Source organism: Brevibacillus parabrevis (assembly GCF_003710905.1).
Taxonomy (GTDB): Bacteria; Bacillota; Bacilli; order Brevibacillales; family Brevibacillaceae; genus Brevibacillus; species Brevibacillus parabrevis.
On record NZ_RHHV01000012.1, the window covers coordinates 686,715 to 702,931 of the forward strand.

The window sequence follows — 16,217 nt, forward strand, 5'->3', positions numbered from 1 at the left end:
CCTCACCGAAAAGTGGAACCATTTGGTAAACTGGAAAAGACAAACATCCGGCAAGAGGGAAACGGGGAGAGAGTACCGTGATTGTGAAATATATGATTGCCTTGGTTTCTAGCGTATGCCTGTCAGCAACAGTGTCAGCCGCCGCCTACAGTGTGGCTCCTAGCTGGCAACAGGCGGATTCGAGTCAAGGGATGCACGCCCAAGCCGTACAGGAGCTGTCCCAGACTTCGCTGCTCGGTTTTTTGCAGACGGGCAAGTGGCAGCGAGATACTTTGCGCAGACAGCTTGGACAGCCAGTCAAAACATTTGACGGATATGAATATTTTCAAAAGGGCGTAGCCGTCAAGTGGGACGAAAACGAGCGTGCATTCGGAGTGCTGGCTGACTCTGCGTTCACGGGAGAGATCGTCCCGGGCATTACCGTCCAAACTGCGAAAAAGGAGCTTTTGCGCAAGCTGGGAACTCCACTATTCTCGCAACAGAAGCAAGAGCTGATCGGTTACGCGTATCCGAATTACTATTTGTTTGTGACGTTTGCCGGGGAAAAGGTCAAAGCTTTTTCGCTCTACCGTCGCGATCCTCTCACAGACACCCGGGCGATCCTTGATATGGCAAGACATTTGCAAGAATACGGCGAAAAGCTCGCAGAGCCGGCCAATTCCGGGTCATTTTCCATCTTTGCCGCCTGGGGCCAGCCAGATTTCACCTATCATCTGCACGGGATCGGCACGTACGCCTGGGAGTATCCGTCCAGAGGAATCGCCTATGACGGCGCCCCGGAGGATGGGACTTTGACGATTTACAGCAATTTTCCGGCGAAAAGCGAGCTGCCTGCCTTGGCGAAGCTGCCGCATGTGACGATTTCAGCGGAAGACGCGCTCTTTTTGGCGGAAAAAGAGCGAATCGAGCTGGAAAAAGCCAACGTGGCACGAGCGAAGAGCGAAGGAATTGCCTCGCCCGATCAAAAAACGATCGCGGTGCCCGATTCGGAAGGGTTGTACAGTTCGACGAACATTCGTTTTTACAATAAGGATTACCAGCCACTCGCCCAGTTGTATCCGGGACATTTTGTCAATAAGCTCACCTGGCTCGACAATAACTGGATTTTGTACGACACGATGCTGGGTGTTGGCGCGTACCACGTTCCTGCGCAAAAGAACAGTGTTATCGTCGCGATGGACAAGCAGCCGGGCGTGCCCTTCACGGTTTTTGATATCAACCAAACCCGCATAAACACAACGAAAAAAGAAATCGTCTTTGAAGTGGGGACAGAAGCGAAAAAGTTGTACACCGTCACGTACCAAATCGCGGGTGAGCGCATTTTCTTCACTTGGAAAAAATAAAGCCACCTCCCGTTGCGCGAAGCTGCGCAGGAGCTGGCAAGGCGAGCGTTGCTTCATTCGTTTCGGTCCTCTTCTTGTTCCGCGAGGTAGGAGCGCATGCCCCGCACGAACAGCTCGCGAATCACTTCCTGCTGGGTTTTGCTGCTGACGAGCGCGCGAATTTGCTCCAGTTCGGCAACCAGCTCGGAATCGAGGTGGAGATTGACGGTCTTTCCTTTGTGGCGGGGATGGATTTCTCCATGGCTGGCGACCTGGCGGATCGTCCCATCCAGAATGGTGCGCGGATCAAGCTGCTTCGGGTCGGGTATGTACAGGCACGGTGCTTCCAAAATAATATGGGTCAGTTCTTCGCTGAAACGAATGGCGAGGGGCTGCCCCTTTTTTTTGTGAAAGTCGCGTATTTGCCGGGAAAACGCCTGATTGTCCACGGTATTTTCCAGCATGATGACGGCCAGTTCCATAGTGCCTCCTTACGGGAGAGGGAGAAACAACTCTTCTTCCGGTACTGCCGGCACGACTTCTCCCGTTGTTTCCAATTGAACTTGGTAAAAAAAGCGAAGATCATGGCGCGAGACAGCCGTGACCAATGCCCAGCAAAAGTCCCGATTGGCCTGGCGGAGCTGCACGCGGTCCAAAACATCATACGCAGGGGCAAGCAGTCCTTTTTCATCTAAAAACGCCAGCACGGCTTCGCGCGGATACAGAAAGCGTTTGTTCCCTTGCTTGCTCGCGAGCAGGGGAAAAGCTTCCCGTTCATCGACGCCTTCTCCCAAGTAGCCGTTGTCCGACCAGCGCTTGATGGAGGCCATGCTGCCGTAGCGCCCCTGCTTTTGGTTCAGCAGGTCGAGAATTTCCCGCGAGGACAAATACGTTTTCCGCTGTTCCAGCTGCTCCAGATAGGCGTGCTGTTCCTGTTCCAGCTCGGCAAGCAGGGCGTGCAGCTCGGCGATTTGTTTTTTGGTCTGCTCGATTTTTTGGGCGTAGTCCCTCATCTGACAAACTCCTTTGCCGCCGTGGTTATTGTTAGCCTATTCGCTGCTGAAATCATTCATGACTGCGCGAGCGAAATGATTGCATCGCAAACATATGCTGCCGTGAAATGAAACAATCATAAAACGCGCTGCTTGCACATTGATTAATAGCAAGCATCTTATTCGAGCTGGCAAGGAGGTTGTGTATGGATGAGCGTGCCCAGTGATCTGCAAAAAAATTTTAGCGAAGTGGTGAGCGCCCTAAAACCGAAAGAGGCGGTCGATGAGGCGAATCGCTGCCTGTTCTGCTACGACGCCCCCTGTATCAAGGCTTGTCCCACATCGATTGACATTCCTTCGTTCATTCGCAAAATCGCCACAGGCAATTTGCTCGGTTCGGCGAGGACGATCATGGAATCCAATCCGGTAGGGGCAAGCTGTGCTCGTGTTTGTCCGACCGAGGAACTGTGCGAGGGTGCCTGTGTGCTCAATCACGCCTCCAAGCCAATCATGATCGGTTTGTTGCAACGCCACGCGACCGACTGGGCGATTGCGAACAAAGCCAGTCTGTTTCAGAAAGGAGAGCCTGCCGGAAAGCGGGTGGCGATCATTGGCGCGGGACCAGCCGGGCTGTCGGCGGCGCGGGAACTGGCCCGTCTCGGTTACGAGGTCACGATGTACGAGGCGAAAGAAAAAGCGGGCGGCCTGAACACGTACGGCATCGTTTCCTTCCGGCTGCCGCAGGAAGTTTCGCTGTGGGAGGTCGAGCAAGTAGAGGCGCTCGGCGTCAAAATCCACACCAACACGCGGATCGGCGTCGACATCATGCCCGATGAGCTTTTTGCCAACTACGACTCGGTTTTGCTCGCGGCAGGCATGGCCAAAGTGCCTTCGCTCCAGATTCCGGGGGAAGAGCTGGAAGGCGTTTTGGATGCGATTACATTGGTGGAGGAGACGAAAACAAAGCCGCTGTCAGCTGAGATGGTCGGCAAAAAAGTAGTCGTGATCGGCGCAGGGAACACAGCGATTGACGCCGCGACCTGTTCGAAGCGGCTGGGTGCGGACAACGTGCAAATTATGTATCGGAGAACCGTGCAGGAAATGAGCTGTTACCAGTTTGAATACGAGTTTGCCAAACAGGATGGCGTAGAGTTCCGCTGGCTGGTTGCCCCGACGCGCGTGCTTGGAGAAGGCGGGCGTGTGAGCGGGCTGGAGCTGATCCGCATGCAGCTTGGAGAGCCGGATGCCAAAGGCAGAAAACGCCCGGTTCCTGTCGCTGGCAGCGAGTTCGTGATCGAGGTGGATTTCGTAGTGAAAGCGATCGGCCAAAACCGCCATCTGCCGTTGATCGATCTGCTTGGCTTGCAGCATCAAAACGGCATCGTCGCGGTTGAGGAAGGCACGTATCGCACATCGAATCCGCAAGTATTTGCCGCAGGGGACGTGATTTTCGGCGGAGGGAAGACCGATGCGATGGTAGTGGATGCAGCCAATCACGGCAAGCGTGCCGCTCACGCGATTCACAAGGCGATCAGCGAGAAGCAGCCTGTCTGAACAAGCAGGCGGGCGCAGCAAGCAGCCCTCTGAGCCTGTTATTGCAGCAGATCAGGGGAGTACGGCGGGCATATTCTCGCCAAAAGATGGAGGAGTCCGATCATGGCCGATCTTTCTATCAATCTCGCAGGTATTCAATCCCCCAATCCGTTCTGGCTGGCCTCAGCGCCGCCGACGAACTCGGGCTATCAAGTCCAGCGCGCTTTCGAAGCGGGGTGGGGCGGTGCAGTCTGGAAAACGTTGGGAGAACCGATCGTCAACGTCACCTCGCGTTTTGCCGGATTGAATTTTGGCGGGCAACGCGTGTTCGGCTTCAACAACATCGAGTTGATTACGGATAAACCGTTGGAAGTGAACCTGAAGGAAATGGATGAAACGAAGAAGCGTTTTCCGAAACACACCTTGATTGCCTCGCTGATGGTGGAGCACAAGCAAGAGGCGTGGCACGAGATCGTCAAAAAGGTGGAAGCGATCGGCGTCGATGGCCTGGAACTGAACTTCGGCTGTCCGCACGGCATGGCGGAGCGAGGCATGGGTTCGGCGGTCGGGCAGCATCCCGACTTGATCCGCCAGCAGGTCGAGTGGGTAAAAGAAGTGGCGCAGACGCCTGTGATCGTCAAGCTGACGCCCAACATTACGGATATTCGCTTTACAGCCAGAGCCGCTTCAGCAGGAGGAGCCGATGCCGTCAGCATGATCAACACGATCAACAGCTTGATGGGCGTGGATTTGGACAAATGGCTGCCGATTCCCCACGTAGACGGAAAAGGGGCGCATGGCGGCTACTGCGGGCCTGCCGTGAAGCCGATCGCCCTGAACATGGTGGCGGAGTGTGCCCGCGATCCGTTTGTCCGCCTGCCGATTTCCGGTATTGGGGGCATCTCCAACTGGCGGGATGCGGTCGAGTTTTTGCTGATGGGCGCGACTGGCGTACAGGTGTGCACAGCGGCGATGCACCACGGCTTCCGGATTGTCGAAGACATGATCGACGGCTTGAACAACTATTTGGATCAGCGGGGAATCGCGTCAGTGATGGACATCGTGGGCAAAGCGGTACACACCTACTCGGATTGGGGCCATCTGAACCTCAACTACAAAGTAGTCGCCCGCATTCACGAAGAGACCTGTATCAACTGCAACAAATGCCATATCGCCTGTGAAGACACGTCGCACCAGTGCATCGATATCGTCAGCGATGCAGCGACTGGCAAAGAACGGCTGGTCGTGCGCGAGGAAGACTGCGTCGGCTGCAACCTGTGTTCGATCGTCTGCCCGGTAGAAGGCACGATTGAGATGGTAGAAATCCCGTCGAACCAGCCGCCGCTTTCCTGGAACCAGCGTCAGGCGGCACTTGCTGGCGGCGGCAGCTGCGAGACGTGAGTGGGACTTCTGGCATGATGGAGGCAAAAGCGGCATAGCATGTACGAGGAAAGATTGTCTCATTCACGCACGGCAGAGGAAAGGAGCGAAACAAGCGATGAAAAAATGGATTCGCAACGGGACGATTGTGACCGCGTCTGACACGTACCAGGCAGACGTGCTGATCGAGGGAGAGAAAGTCGTGGCGATCGGCTCTCAATTGCAAGCAGGCGATGCGGAAGTGATAGACGCGTCAGGCTGTTACTTGTTTCCAGGCGGGATCGACCCGCATACGCATCTCGACATGCCGTTTGGCGGCACCGTTACTTCGGATAACTTTTTCACGGGCACAAAAGCAGCGGCATTCGGCGGGACGACGAGCATCGTGGACTTTTGCCTGACGACCAAGGGAGAGTCGCTTCATTCCGCGATTGCTACCTGGCACGAAAAAGCACGGGGCAAGGCCGTCATCGACTACGGATTCCACTTGATGGTGTCCGATGCGAACGACGATGTGCTGGAAGAGCTGGAGGCGGTCGTCAACAACGAAGGGATTACTTCGCTCAAAGTATTTATGGCCTACAAAAATGTGCTGATGGCCGATGACGAGACGTTGTTCAAAACGCTCATCCGCGCAAAAGAGCTGGGGGCACTCGTCCAGGTGCATGCGGAAAACGGCGACGTGCTGGATTATTTGACCAAGCAGGCGCTGGCTGAGGGAAATACCGATCCGGTGTACCACGCCTATACACGTCCGCCGGAAGCGGAAGGAGAGGCGACGGGACGCGCGATTGCTCTTACGGCGCTGGCGGATGCCCAGCTCTACGTCGTGCATGTGTCGTGTGCCGATGCCGTTCGCCGGATTGCCGAAGCGCGTGAAAAAGGCTGGAACGTGTACGGAGAAACGTGTCCGCAATATTTGGTGCTGGACATCACGGCATTGGAACAGCCGAATTTTGAAGGAGCCAAATACGTCTGGTCGCCTCCCTTGCGCGAAAAGTGGAACCAGGACGTGCTGTGGAGCGCCCTGAAAAACGGCATTTTGCAGACAGTCGGCTCCGATCACTGCCCGTTCAACTTCTCCGGGCAAAAAGAACTCGGGCGCGGCGATTTCACGAAAATTCCCAACGGAGGGCCAATCATCGAAGACCGTATGACGATCTTGTTCTCCGAAGGGGTGCAGAAGGGGAAAATCAGCCTCAACCAATTCGTGGACATCACCTCGACGAAGGTTGCCAAGCTGTTCGGCATGTTCCCGCAAAAAGGCACGATTGCAGTCGGTTCCGATGCGGATATTGTTTTGTTTGATCCGAATGTTCAGCGGACGATCTCGGTGGAGACGCATCATATGAACGTGGACTACAACCCGTTTGAAGGAATGCAGGTGTACGGCGATGTCATTTCCGTTCTCTCGCGCGGCTCCTTCATCGTTCGCAACAAGCAGTTTGTCGGCCAGGCGGGAGCAGGGCGCTACGTCAAACGCTCCACTTTTGCCAGACCGTAGTGATTACGACAGGAAGGCGCGAGGAGGGATAGGCATGGCGGATCGAGTACGGATTGGTCTGATTCAGGCCAAAAATGAGGTGCATGGCGACGAGCCTGTGCATCTGCACAAGGAAAAGGCAATCGAAAAGCATGTGAAAATGGTGCGGGACGCCGCTGCCAAAGGGGCGCAAATCGTCTGCCTGCAAGAAATTTTTTACGGCCCGTATTTTTGTGCAGAGCAGAGCACGAAATGGTACGAGTCGGCGGAAGAGGTGCCCAACGGCCCCACAGTCCAGCAATTTTGCGCCCTGGCGAAGGAGCTTGGCACTGTGATCATTTTGCCTGTGTACGAAAAAGTCGGAATCGCCACGTACTACAATACAGCGGGCGTCATCGATGCGGACGGCACGTATTTGGGCAAGTACCGCAAGCAGCACATCCCGCATGTCGGGGTCGGCAGCAGCGGCTGCGGTTTTTGGGAGAAATATTACTTCAAGCCGGGCAATATGGGGTACCCGGTTTTCGATACCGCTTTTGCCAAAGTAGGCGTTTATATTTGCTACGACCGCCACTTCCCGGAAGGGGCGCGTCTGTTGGGACTGAACGGCGCGGAAATCGTCTTCAATCCTTCTGCGACTGTAGCGGGGCTGTCCGAGTATTTGTGGAAGCTCGAACAGCCTGCGCACGCCGTGGCAAACGGCTACTACGTCGCCGCGATCAACCGGGTCGGGACGGAAGCGCCGTGGAACATGGGCGAATTTTACGGCCAGTCGTATCTGGTCGATCCGCGAGGCCAGTTCGTCGCTGTCGGCAGCCGCGACCAGGATGAAGTGATCGTGGCGGACATGGATCGCAGCAAAATCAGGGAAGTGCGGGATACGTGGCAATTTTATCGGGATCGCCGCCCGGAAACGTACGAAGACATGGTGAAATTGCTGCCGTAATGCAAAGAGGGGGAGACGCCGGTTATGCGTCTTCCTCCTTTTCACATCGTGGGTACGTTCTGCAAAACGATGACGATACGGGAAAAAGGAGCGCTCCGGCATGAAGAGGAAAGAAACGGTCTATCGGGGAGTGGAGTATGAGGAAGCCATGCGAGTCGTCCAGGCGCAGAAGTACGAACGCGCCGAACGCCGTCATTTTACGAATGGAGCAAGCGCCAAAGCTGTGTTTGGATCAGGGGTGTACCTGGTAAGCAATCCGGTGGTTGCGGCGCAGTACGCCATTTGCCATGCCGAGACGATCGGAGACAAGGCTGTCGTGCTCAAGCAAGAGGTCGATGTGCCCGGGCTTCTCCAATTGGACGAGCGCTTTGGCGAAAACGAGCTGCGCAGGGAAGCGCTGCGGTACAGGCATTCCCCCGAAGAGCTGGAACAGCGTGTTGCGAACATGGAGCATCAGGAGTGGCTGGAATGGACAGGGGACGAGGTGCGGGCCTATTTGCTCGCCTGTGGATACCGGGGGATTCGCTATCGGATCACCCCGGACCTTACGTACTACGTCTGTTATGAGCCTGATGCGCAAATCAAAGCGATTTCGATCCTTTCTGTGCTCGAACTGTGAGAAATCACCCAAGACTATCGACGTACTCGCCGTAGTTTGGTAAGATTAGACAATATTCGAGCTTTTCCATCTATCTAGTTTGGACACAGGAGGATTGCCTACAGCTATGAATGTACTACGTAATCTCAGTACCAGGGCCAAAATGTTCAGCTTGATCATCTTGATGGCTGTCTTCTTATGTGTGGTTGGATTCACAGGCTATTTCCATGTGAAAATATCCGGTGAGCGGATGCAATCCATGTATGAAGAACAACTGCTTCCAGTGAAATGGATCAATGACTGGCGGCAAGACATCCGGGCCATCGACGGGCTGATCTACAAAATGATTCTCGATCCCACTCCTGCCGTTCTCGCCGGGTACATGGCCGAGCTGCAACAGCGAGTCGCTTCGGCAGATCAGACGTTCCAATATCTCCAGAACTCCCACCTGGACGAAAAGGAGCAGGAGAAAGTCAAGAAGCTGACAGAGCTTTTGGCGCAGTACGAGAAAGATCAGACAGAGGTTATCAATCTGATCAAGGAGCACAAGACGGATCAGGCTTACGCTTACTATCGGGCCACTGACAAAACGCTGAGCTGGATCAATCAGGAGCAGCTTGAATGGGCCAACTACAAATCGTCCCAGGCCGATATGATTCAGCAAGAGAACGCTGCCGATTCCGAGAAAGCCGTCTTGATGCTGTTTATTGTAGGAGGCGCCTCGATTGCTTTGGCATGCGTTTTAGGATATTTGATCTCTCGCATGATTTCCGAGCCGCTGCGTCTCGTAGCAACCCGGATGGAAGAGTTGGCGCAGGGCAACTTGGCGGTTGCGCCAGTCACCTATTTGGCAAAAGACGAGGTAGGCAAGCTCGGGGTTGCTTTCAATGAGCTGGTCGTCAATTTCCGTTCCTTGATCGAGCAGGTAAAAGTGGCAGGGGAGCAAGTCGCCGCTTCGTCTGAGGAGCTGTCAGCGAGCGCTGAACAGACCGTTCGCGCAACGGAGCAAGCGATGGGCAGCGTGGAGCATATTGCCGCTTCGTCAGAGGTGCAGACGCTTCGCACACAGGAAAGCGTACGCGTCATGGAGGAAATGTCGATCGCGATTCAGCGGATTGCAGACACGTCCAGTGCGGTTTCGGAATCGTCGGCGCTGGCTGCGGATGATGCCCAGCAAGGGAACACACAAATCCAGCACGCTGTCGCGCAGATCGACTCGCTGTCCCAAGGCGTCAATCACGCAGCAGACCTCGTGCAGCAGCTTGGCGTTCGCTCCCAAGCGATCGGACAAATTGTCGATGTGATTACAGGAATCGCTTCCCAAACGAATCTGTTGGCGCTGAATGCAGCGATCGAGGCAGCGCGCGCCGGAGAACAGGGCAGAGGATTTGCTGTCGTGGCAGATGAGGTGCGCAAGCTGGCGGAACAATCGGAGGAGTCTGCTCGGGAAATCGCCCGCCTGATCGGAGAAATCCAGCAGGAGACAACACAAGTGGTTTCCGTCATGCAGTCAGGTACGGAAGAGGCGAAAAGAGGGGCTGTCGCCGTTCAGGAAGCGGGGGACACGTTCCAGCGGATTGTGGCGTCAGCCAAAGACGTGGCTGGCCAAATCCAGGAAGTATCCGCAGCGACCGAACAAATGTCTGCGAGCATGCAGCAGGTTGCATCTGCCATGGACGAGATGAACAGGCTGTCAGAGGAAGCCGCCGTACATACGCAAGCCGTATCAGCGGGAGCGGAGGAGCAGTTGGCTACCATGCAGGAAATTGCTCGCTCCAGCAACAATTTGAACGAGCTGTCGCATGAATTGCAAGAATCCATCAGCCAATTCAAATGGTAGGGTAGAGCGTACCCGAACGAAGAAAAGACTGGCAACCCACGTGGTTGTCAGTCTTTTTTTGCTCATCTAATAGGAAAAGGCTCCGTCAAAAATGCGACGAAGCCGATCTTTATTTCGCAATATTTAGATAATAAATCAGGAAGCTTTTGACTCTCTTGCTTGCGATGTGATTTGCTCGTAATCTTTTTGGCTCAAAATCGTCGAGTCGCTCTTCATCATCCACGTATAAATCGCCAGCGAAATCAGCAGGCCGATGGTCCAGGCGTTGTCCCAAATGATGTGCAGGCCAGGGATGTACTTGCTGATAAACGGAATGGCGATCCCGATCAGCATCGCCCAGATCGCGCGGCTGTTGAAGCCGGTTTTGTAGGCGTACATGCCATCAGTTTTGTACAGCTCCGTCAGATGGATGCGTCTTTTGCGCACGAGCCAGTAGTCAGCGATGGCAATGCCGTCAATCGGTCCAAGCAGTGCGCCATAAGTGCCGAGCCAGAGGAAAATGTAGTTGCCGAAATTCTCCAGGATGTACCATGGCTGCATGAGCAAGGAGACGACACCGGCAATGATAGCCCCGGCTTCATAGGAAAGACGGCGCGGCGCGAGGTTTTCCACAGCACGGGCGGGCGCGACGATGTTCGCGGCGACGTTGGTAGTCAGAGTAGCGAGAATGATGCCGAGAGTACCGAGGAAGATGGCAAACGGCGAGAATTTGGCAAGAACCGCAGCCGGGTCCCACAAAGCTTCTCCATAAATGACGACAGTAGCGGAGGCGACAGCTACCCCGATGAAGGAGAAAAAGCCCATCGTTGTCGGCAAGGAAGAGGATTGGCCGACGACTTGCGCCTTTTGGCTTTTGGCGTAGCGACAGAAGTCAGGAATGTTCAGCGCCATAGTCGCCCAAAATGCGATGGCTCCGGTCAAGGCCGGGAAGAAGACGACTAAAAACTCGCTTGTCGTGGTGAACTTGGACGGAGCGGAGAGCATCGGGCCCCAGCCGCCTGCTTTGGTCAGCGCCCACACGAGCAAAGCGAGACTCATCAGGATCAAGATAGGGGCTGCCCACGCTTCCATTTTCTTGATCGCTTCTGGACCGCGATAGGCGACCCAGACGTTCAACAGCCAAAAGCCGAAGAAGGCGATCCACAGATGGCCGGGAACGCTTGCCCAATCTGTCATCGACATAAGCAACGTATCGATGGCGGCACCGCCGAACCAACAGTTGATGCCAAACCAGCCAGCTCCGATCAAACCGCGAGCGACGGCCGGAATGTGCGCGCCCTTCGATCCAAACCAGAGCCTTGCAAACACGGGATAAGGGATGCCGAATTTTGTCCCGGCATGAGAATTGAGGAGAATAGGGATAAGGACAATACAGTTTCCGAGAATGATCGTCAAAATTGCCTGCCACCAGTTCATGCCCAGCGAGATGAGTCCGGCGGCCATCGCGTACGTGGGAAGACAGATACACATCCCGATCCAGAGACTGGCGAAGTTGTAGGACGTCCACGTATGCTCTGCTTTGGTTGTCGGCCGCAGCCCTTCATTATAGAGCGGACTGTCCTTGACCAAATCCGTCCCTTCTTGGGTCAGGGTGACGATTCCATTTGATTCTGCCTGCGTCTTCATTGCTTTCCCTCCTTTTTTTGACCAAATCCGCTGGCATTCGGACAACCGCCCCCAGTTTGTCTCGAATACAAGTTGTAACATTATATTGGGGGAGAGAAGACCTAATTCCAGCTTTTTGCCGGGGAAAAAAGAACGCCTGGAACGGAAATGTTCCAGGCGAGCAGCAAGTACGAGCGTTATGCTTTTGGGAAATATTCATTCCAACGTTTGTCGACCAGTGCCGAAATTTCGGGTAGCGTTTCGACTTCATCCGGATAGAATGGCTTCATCCGCGCGTCGACGACCAGTGGCCCTTCATAACGAATCTTGTTGCGAACAATCGTCGATTTCGCGTACAGATCGTGTGCCGGATCGAAGCGGGTAAAGACGGTCCAGAGGAAGCTGCTTTGCTTCTCGGCGATCGCCGCGTCATCCACGATGCAGATCATCGGCCAGTCCGCGAGATTTTCATTGAGATAGGCCGTCAGTTCTTCACCCAGCTCTGGTCGGTCGGTGAAGCTCGGTCCGGAGATCACGAGACATCCGGGACAGAAAGCGCGAATATCGGAAATGCCCGGGATGCCGTGTCCTTTGTACTCCCGGGGAAGCTCGCGGACAGGATCGCCGATGCCGAGCATGATTCCTTTAGAGCCATGGTTCAGCTTGCGTCCGGTGTAGTCGAGCGTATCGTTCGACGTATCGTTGACGATGAGCAGGTCGCGTTCCGGCTGGAAGCGCGCCAGAATGATCTCCAGAAAATGCTTGAAGTTGCCCAGGTCACATGGCACATCTGTGACCATCAAAAACTTGGTCAGCGTCAGTTGCCCTTCTCCCATGATGCGGAAAGCGTGGGCCATCGCTTCTTTATAGTAGCTTTCGCGCACGATGGCTCCGGCCAGAGCGTGGAAACCCGTCTCGCCGTACGTCCAGAGCGCTTTTACACCTGGCATGACGACCGGGAAAAGCGGCGACAGCAGGCGCTGCAAGTATTCCCCGATGTAGTAGTCTTCCTGGCGCGGCTTTCCTACGACAGTCGCCGGATAGATGGCGTCTTTGCGGTGCCACATTTGTTTCACGTTGAAGACAGGGAAATCGTGCTCCCACGAGTAATATCCAAAGTGATCGCCAAAAGGGCCCTCAGGACGTCTAACGTGCGGCGGCACTTCCCCGGCAAACACAAATTCGGCCTCAGCGACGATCCGGTGCGGATGATTCGGCACTTCAGCCATTTTCAGCTTGTCCCCCATCAACAGCGAGGCGAAAACCAGCTCAGGCACCATTTCAGGCAACGGCGCGATCGCGGAAACAATCAGGGCAGGAGGGCCGCCGATTGTAAGGGTAACAGGCAAAGCCTGGTTTCTTTTTTCAGCTTCATGGTAATGGAAGCCGCCGCCTTTTTGAATTTGCCAGTGCATCCCTGTCGTGTTTTTGTCGTAAATCTGGATACGGTACATCCCCAGATTGTGATCTTTCGTATCAGGGTGCTCCGTGTACACGAGCGGAAGCGTGACGAATGGTCCGCCATCCAGATGCCAGCTCGTCAGCGCAGGCAGCTTGGTCATATCGACATCTGTCGTCGCGATTTGGGTCACAGGCGCTTGGGAAGCCGATACGGTTTTGGTTCCGGTGCGCATCACTTCCAGCAGCGGAGCGCGCAGATCCCACAAACTGGAGAGCTTCGGCGGCAAAAGCTTGTCCATCCCGTGCACCAGTTCGCGGACGATAGCCTCGGGCTTTGGCCCAAAAGCCATATCGACCCGCTCTACAGTCCCGAACAAGTTCGTGACCACGGGAAACGATTTTCCTTTGACATTCGTGAAAAGCAGGACAGGCCCGCCTTCTTCAATAACTCTGCGATGAATCTCGGCCAGCTCCAGATTCGGATCGACTGGTGCGTCGATCTCGACGACTTGTCCGGCGCGGCGCAATTGTTCTATGAACGAACGAAGGTTCGCGTGCATCTCTAGATACCTCCACATCCCCGTAATTCCCTTTTAACTGTACACGAACGCAGGCGATGAAGCTACCTTTTTATCGGCTTGGAATGGTAAGATGAACCAAGAGGTGAGCGATTTGTGACGACTGCCCGAAAAGCGATGTCTTTGCAAACGAGAATGATTTTGCTCGTGACTGTCGGTATTATTTTGATTATTTCGTCAGTTGGCGCCGTGTTTTCTTCGATGGTCGCTTCCTCGATTGAGGACCAAATCGGGAAGAAGGCGCTGAGCGTAGCGAAGATCGTCGCCAACGATCCCGAGTTGCGCAGAGCTTTTGACACTGCCTCCCCGTCCGCGCTGATTCAGCCGATTGCGGAAAACGTCCGGATGCAGACAGGCGCGGAATTTGTCGTCGTAGGCAACCGGGAAGGCATTCGCTATGCGCATCCGCTCCCGGATCGCATTGGCAAATCGATGGTGGGCGGCGACAATGAGCCGGGACTTGCGCATGGGCAATCGTATATTTCCAAGGCGATTGGCAGCATGGGGCCGTCCTTGCGCGGAAAAGTGCCGATTCGCGACGACGATGGCGCCGTGGTCGGGATTGTGTCTGTGGGCTTTTTGCTGGAGGATATCGAGGAAGCGATTGGCGACTACCAGTTGCAAGTGCTTTTGCTCACGCTCATCGCACTCGTCTGCGGAATTGCTTTTGCGATCTGGCTCAGCCGCTATTTGAAAAGGCTGACGTTAGGGCTGGAGCCGGAGGAGATTGCGGCGCTGTACGTGGAACGCAATGCCGTGCTCGAATCTGTCAGGGAGGGGATCGTGGCGATTGACCGGAACAATCGGATCACGATGATGAACAAGGCGGCGATCCGCATTCTGGATTTGCCGGAGGAAGACATCCACCACAAGCAAATTTGGGACGTGCTGCCGGACAGCCGCATGCCCGATGTATTGAAGACGGGCGAGCAGCAGCTTGACCGCGAAACGATTACCAGCGGCAAGGAAATCATCGTCAACCGTCTCCCGATCAAGCTTGGCGGCAAAGTCGTCGGGGTCGTCAGCAGCTTTCGGCCCAAGTCGGAAATCGACAAGCTGACATCGGAGTTGTCCCAAGTCAGACGCTATGCCGATGTGCTGCGCGCACAGACCCACGAGTTTCACAATTTGCTGTATACGATTTCCGGGCTGTTGCAGCTCGGTTCGGTACAGGAGGCAATCGAACTGATCACGAGCGAGACTTCCGCGCAGGAAGAGCTGATCCTCTTTGTCGCTAGGCGAATCCCTGATCCGATGATCGGCGCTCTGTTGCTCGGCATGCACAACCGCGCGAAGGAGCTGAAAATCCAGTTTGTCATCGATCAGGACAGCGAGGTAAAAGGGCTGCCGCCGCATATCAACCGCCAGCAAGTGATCGTGCTGCTCGGCAATCTGATGCAAAACGCGCTCGAAGCCGTCAATGAAGCGGGCGTCCAGCAAAAGCGCGTGGACATTTACTTGGCAGATACGGGGGAAGAGCTGTTGTTTGAAATCGCCGATTCCGGGCCAGGTGTGTCGGATGAGCTGCGCGATGCGATTTTTGCCTACGGCTTTTCCACGAAAGCAGGGGAGGAGCGCGGGCTTGGTCTGGCAAAAGTGCGCGGCATGATCGAAGAGATGGGCGGCTATATTCTCGTGGGAAAAAGTGATTGGGGCGGGGCGCTGTTTACGGTGTCGCTGCCAAAGAGAAAGGAGGAAGGACAGTGAAGCAAAAGCTGGAAGTGCTGATCGTCGAGGACGATTTGCGCATTATCGACATTAACAAAAGATTCGTCAGCAAACTGGATGGCTTTGAAGTCATCGCTACGGCGACCAATGGCAGTGACGCCAAAGAGCTGCTCGCCTGCACGCGGCCTGACCTGGTGCTTTTGGACGTCTATTTGCCTGACATGCTGGGAACCGAGCTGGTCTGGTACATCCGCCAGCACTATCGGGATGCAGATATCATCATGATTACGGCAGCCAAAGAGATGGAGATGGTTCAGGAGGCGCTGCGTGGCGGCGTTTTTGATTACATCGTCAAGCCGCTCGTCTTTGAGCGCTTCCGGGAGCGGCTGGAGAGCTATCGCGCCCATTTGCTGCGGACGCGAGAGGCAAAAGAGGTAGACCAGGACGTCATCGACCAAATCATGACCAGACGTTCCCTCAGCCCCAAAGGGCGGGAGTCAGCCATGCCAAAAGGAATCGACCTTTTGACGCTGGAAAAAGTCATGGAGGCGATCAGGCAAACCGGAGACAAAGGCGTCTCGGCAGAAGAAATCGGCCGCGAAATCGGCACGAGCCGCACGACTGCCAGACGGTATTTGGAGCATTTGGTGCAGGAGAAGCAGGCCAGGGCTGATTTGATCTACGGAAGTGTCGGCAGGCCAGAGCGGAAGTACCGTTTTTTGCCCGAGCAGGCGTGAACAATATGAACAAAAAGTTGCTAATTTTCAAAATATAACTTATGCACGAAAACTATTCCCCCCGAATCCCGCATGATACGTTAATGGCAAGCGTGACAGCGCTTACAAAAACAACGGGCTGAAGGGGGATTTTT

At 55.0% G+C, this 16,217-nt stretch carries 13 protein-coding genes; 9 read left to right on the forward strand and 4 right to left on the reverse strand.

Annotated features, from left to right (window positions below):
- Positions 1-77 precede the first annotated feature (77 nt).
- Positions 78-1,343, forward strand: a complete 1,266-nt coding sequence (locus EDM60_RS19340) for a hypothetical protein (protein ID WP_122965407.1) — start codon at positions 78-80, stop codon at positions 1,341-1,343.
- 53 nt (positions 1,344-1,396) lie between these two features.
- On the opposite strand, the gene EDM60_RS19345 is transcribed toward EDM60_RS19340, so the two are convergent.
- Positions 1,397-1,804 carry a hypothetical protein gene (locus EDM60_RS19345; protein WP_122965408.1) on the reverse strand — a complete coding sequence of 136 codons (408 nt, stop codon included), beginning with the start codon at positions 1,802-1,804 and terminating at the stop codon, positions 1,397-1,399.
- A 9-nt stretch (positions 1,805-1,813) separates the two neighbouring features.
- Complete coding sequence (locus EDM60_RS19350; protein ID WP_122965409.1) at positions 1,814-2,335, reverse strand: hypothetical protein; 522 nt, start codon at positions 2,333-2,335, stop codon at positions 1,814-1,816.
- 189 nt (positions 2,336-2,524) lie between these two features.
- Between EDM60_RS19350 and EDM60_RS19355 the strand changes: the two genes are divergently transcribed.
- The 6 genes from EDM60_RS19355 (at position 2,525) to EDM60_RS19380 (ending at position 10,094) form a co-directional block, all read left to right on the forward strand.
- The gene (locus tag EDM60_RS19355; RefSeq protein ID WP_122965410.1) at positions 2,525-3,868 is read left to right on the forward strand and encodes an NAD(P)-dependent oxidoreductase; all 1,344 of its coding nucleotides are present in this window, start codon (positions 2,525-2,527) and stop codon (positions 3,866-3,868) included.
- 102 nt (positions 3,869-3,970) lie between these two features.
- Positions 3,971-5,248 carry an NAD-dependent dihydropyrimidine dehydrogenase subunit PreA gene (gene preA, locus EDM60_RS19360; protein ID WP_122965411.1) on the forward strand — a complete coding sequence of 426 codons (1,278 nt, stop codon included), beginning with the start codon at positions 3,971-3,973 and terminating at the stop codon, positions 5,246-5,248.
- Between the two features lie 97 nt (positions 5,249-5,345).
- On the forward strand, positions 5,346-6,731 hold the full coding sequence (gene hydA, locus EDM60_RS19365; RefSeq protein ID WP_122965412.1) for a dihydropyrimidinase: 1,386 nt from the start codon (positions 5,346-5,348) through the stop codon (positions 6,729-6,731).
- Positions 6,732-6,765: 34 nt separating this feature from the next.
- The gene (locus EDM60_RS19370) at positions 6,766-7,656 is read left to right on the forward strand and encodes a nitrilase-related carbon-nitrogen hydrolase (RefSeq protein WP_122965413.1); all 891 of its coding nucleotides are present in this window, start codon (positions 6,766-6,768) and stop codon (positions 7,654-7,656) included.
- Positions 7,657-7,756: 100 nt separating this feature from the next.
- Positions 7,757-8,275 (forward strand): hypothetical protein, encoded by a 519-nt coding sequence (locus EDM60_RS19375; RefSeq protein ID WP_122965414.1) that lies wholly within the window; start codon positions 7,757-7,759, stop codon positions 8,273-8,275.
- Between the two features lie 106 nt (positions 8,276-8,381).
- Positions 8,382-10,094, forward strand: a complete 1,713-nt coding sequence (locus EDM60_RS19380) for a methyl-accepting chemotaxis protein (RefSeq protein WP_122965415.1) — start codon at positions 8,382-8,384, stop codon at positions 10,092-10,094.
- A gap of 135 nt (positions 10,095-10,229) precedes the next feature.
- Here EDM60_RS19380 and EDM60_RS19385 read toward each other — a convergent pair whose 3' ends face one another.
- Both EDM60_RS19385 and EDM60_RS19390 read right to left on the reverse strand, forming a co-directional pair.
- The gene (locus EDM60_RS19385) at positions 10,230-11,720 is read right to left on the reverse strand and encodes an NCS1 family nucleobase:cation symporter-1 (RefSeq protein ID WP_122965416.1); all 1,491 of its coding nucleotides are present in this window, start codon (positions 11,718-11,720) and stop codon (positions 10,230-10,232) included.
- A 176-nt stretch (positions 11,721-11,896) separates the two neighbouring features.
- The gene (locus EDM60_RS19390) at positions 11,897-13,660 is read right to left on the reverse strand and encodes a UbiD family decarboxylase (protein WP_122965417.1); all 1,764 of its coding nucleotides are present in this window, start codon (positions 13,658-13,660) and stop codon (positions 11,897-11,899) included.
- 135 nt (positions 13,661-13,795) lie between these two features.
- Between EDM60_RS19390 and EDM60_RS19395 the strand changes: the two genes are divergently transcribed.
- Entirely contained in the window at positions 13,796-15,385 is a 1,590-nt protein-coding gene (locus EDM60_RS19395) for an ATP-binding protein (protein WP_217365764.1), read from the forward strand.
- A complete protein-coding gene (locus EDM60_RS19400; RefSeq protein WP_122965419.1) occupies positions 15,382-16,083 on the forward strand; it encodes a response regulator in 702 nt (233 codons plus the stop codon). Before EDM60_RS19395 ends, EDM60_RS19400 begins: the two co-directional genes overlap by 4 nt.
- Positions 16,084-16,217: the final 134 nt, after the last annotated feature.

Excerpts from the sequence above, each read along its gene's own strand:
- EDM60_RS19345 (WP_122965408.1), bottom strand. The coding sequence starts at position 1,804 with ATGGAACTGGCCGTCATCATGCTGGAAAATACCGTGGACAATCAGGCG.
- EDM60_RS19350 (WP_122965409.1), bottom strand. The coding sequence starts at position 2,335 with ATGAGGGACTACGCCCAAAAAATCGAGCAGACCAAAAAACAAATCGCC.
- EDM60_RS19355 (WP_122965410.1), top strand. The coding sequence starts at position 2,525 with ATGAGCGTGCCCAGTGATCTGCAAAAAAATTTTAGCGAAGTGGTGAGC.
- preA (WP_122965411.1), top strand. The coding sequence starts at position 3,971 with ATGGCCGATCTTTCTATCAATCTCGCAGGTATTCAATCCCCCAATCCG.
- hydA (WP_122965412.1), top strand. The coding sequence starts at position 5,346 with ATGAAAAAATGGATTCGCAACGGGACGATTGTGACCGCGTCTGACACG.
- EDM60_RS19370 (WP_122965413.1), top strand. The coding sequence starts at position 6,766 with ATGGCGGATCGAGTACGGATTGGTCTGATTCAGGCCAAAAATGAGGTG.
- EDM60_RS19375 (WP_122965414.1), top strand. The coding sequence starts at position 7,757 with ATGAAGAGGAAAGAAACGGTCTATCGGGGAGTGGAGTATGAGGAAGCC.
- EDM60_RS19380 (WP_122965415.1), top strand. The coding sequence starts at position 8,382 with ATGAATGTACTACGTAATCTCAGTACCAGGGCCAAAATGTTCAGCTTG.
- EDM60_RS19385 (WP_122965416.1), bottom strand. The coding sequence starts at position 11,720 with ATGAAGACGCAGGCAGAATCAAATGGAATCGTCACCCTGACCCAAGAA.
- EDM60_RS19390 (WP_122965417.1), bottom strand. The coding sequence starts at position 13,660 with ATGCACGCGAACCTTCGTTCGTTCATAGAACAATTGCGCCGCGCCGGA.
- EDM60_RS19395 (WP_217365764.1), top strand. The coding sequence starts at position 13,796 with ATGTCTTTGCAAACGAGAATGATTTTGCTCGTGACTGTCGGTATTATT.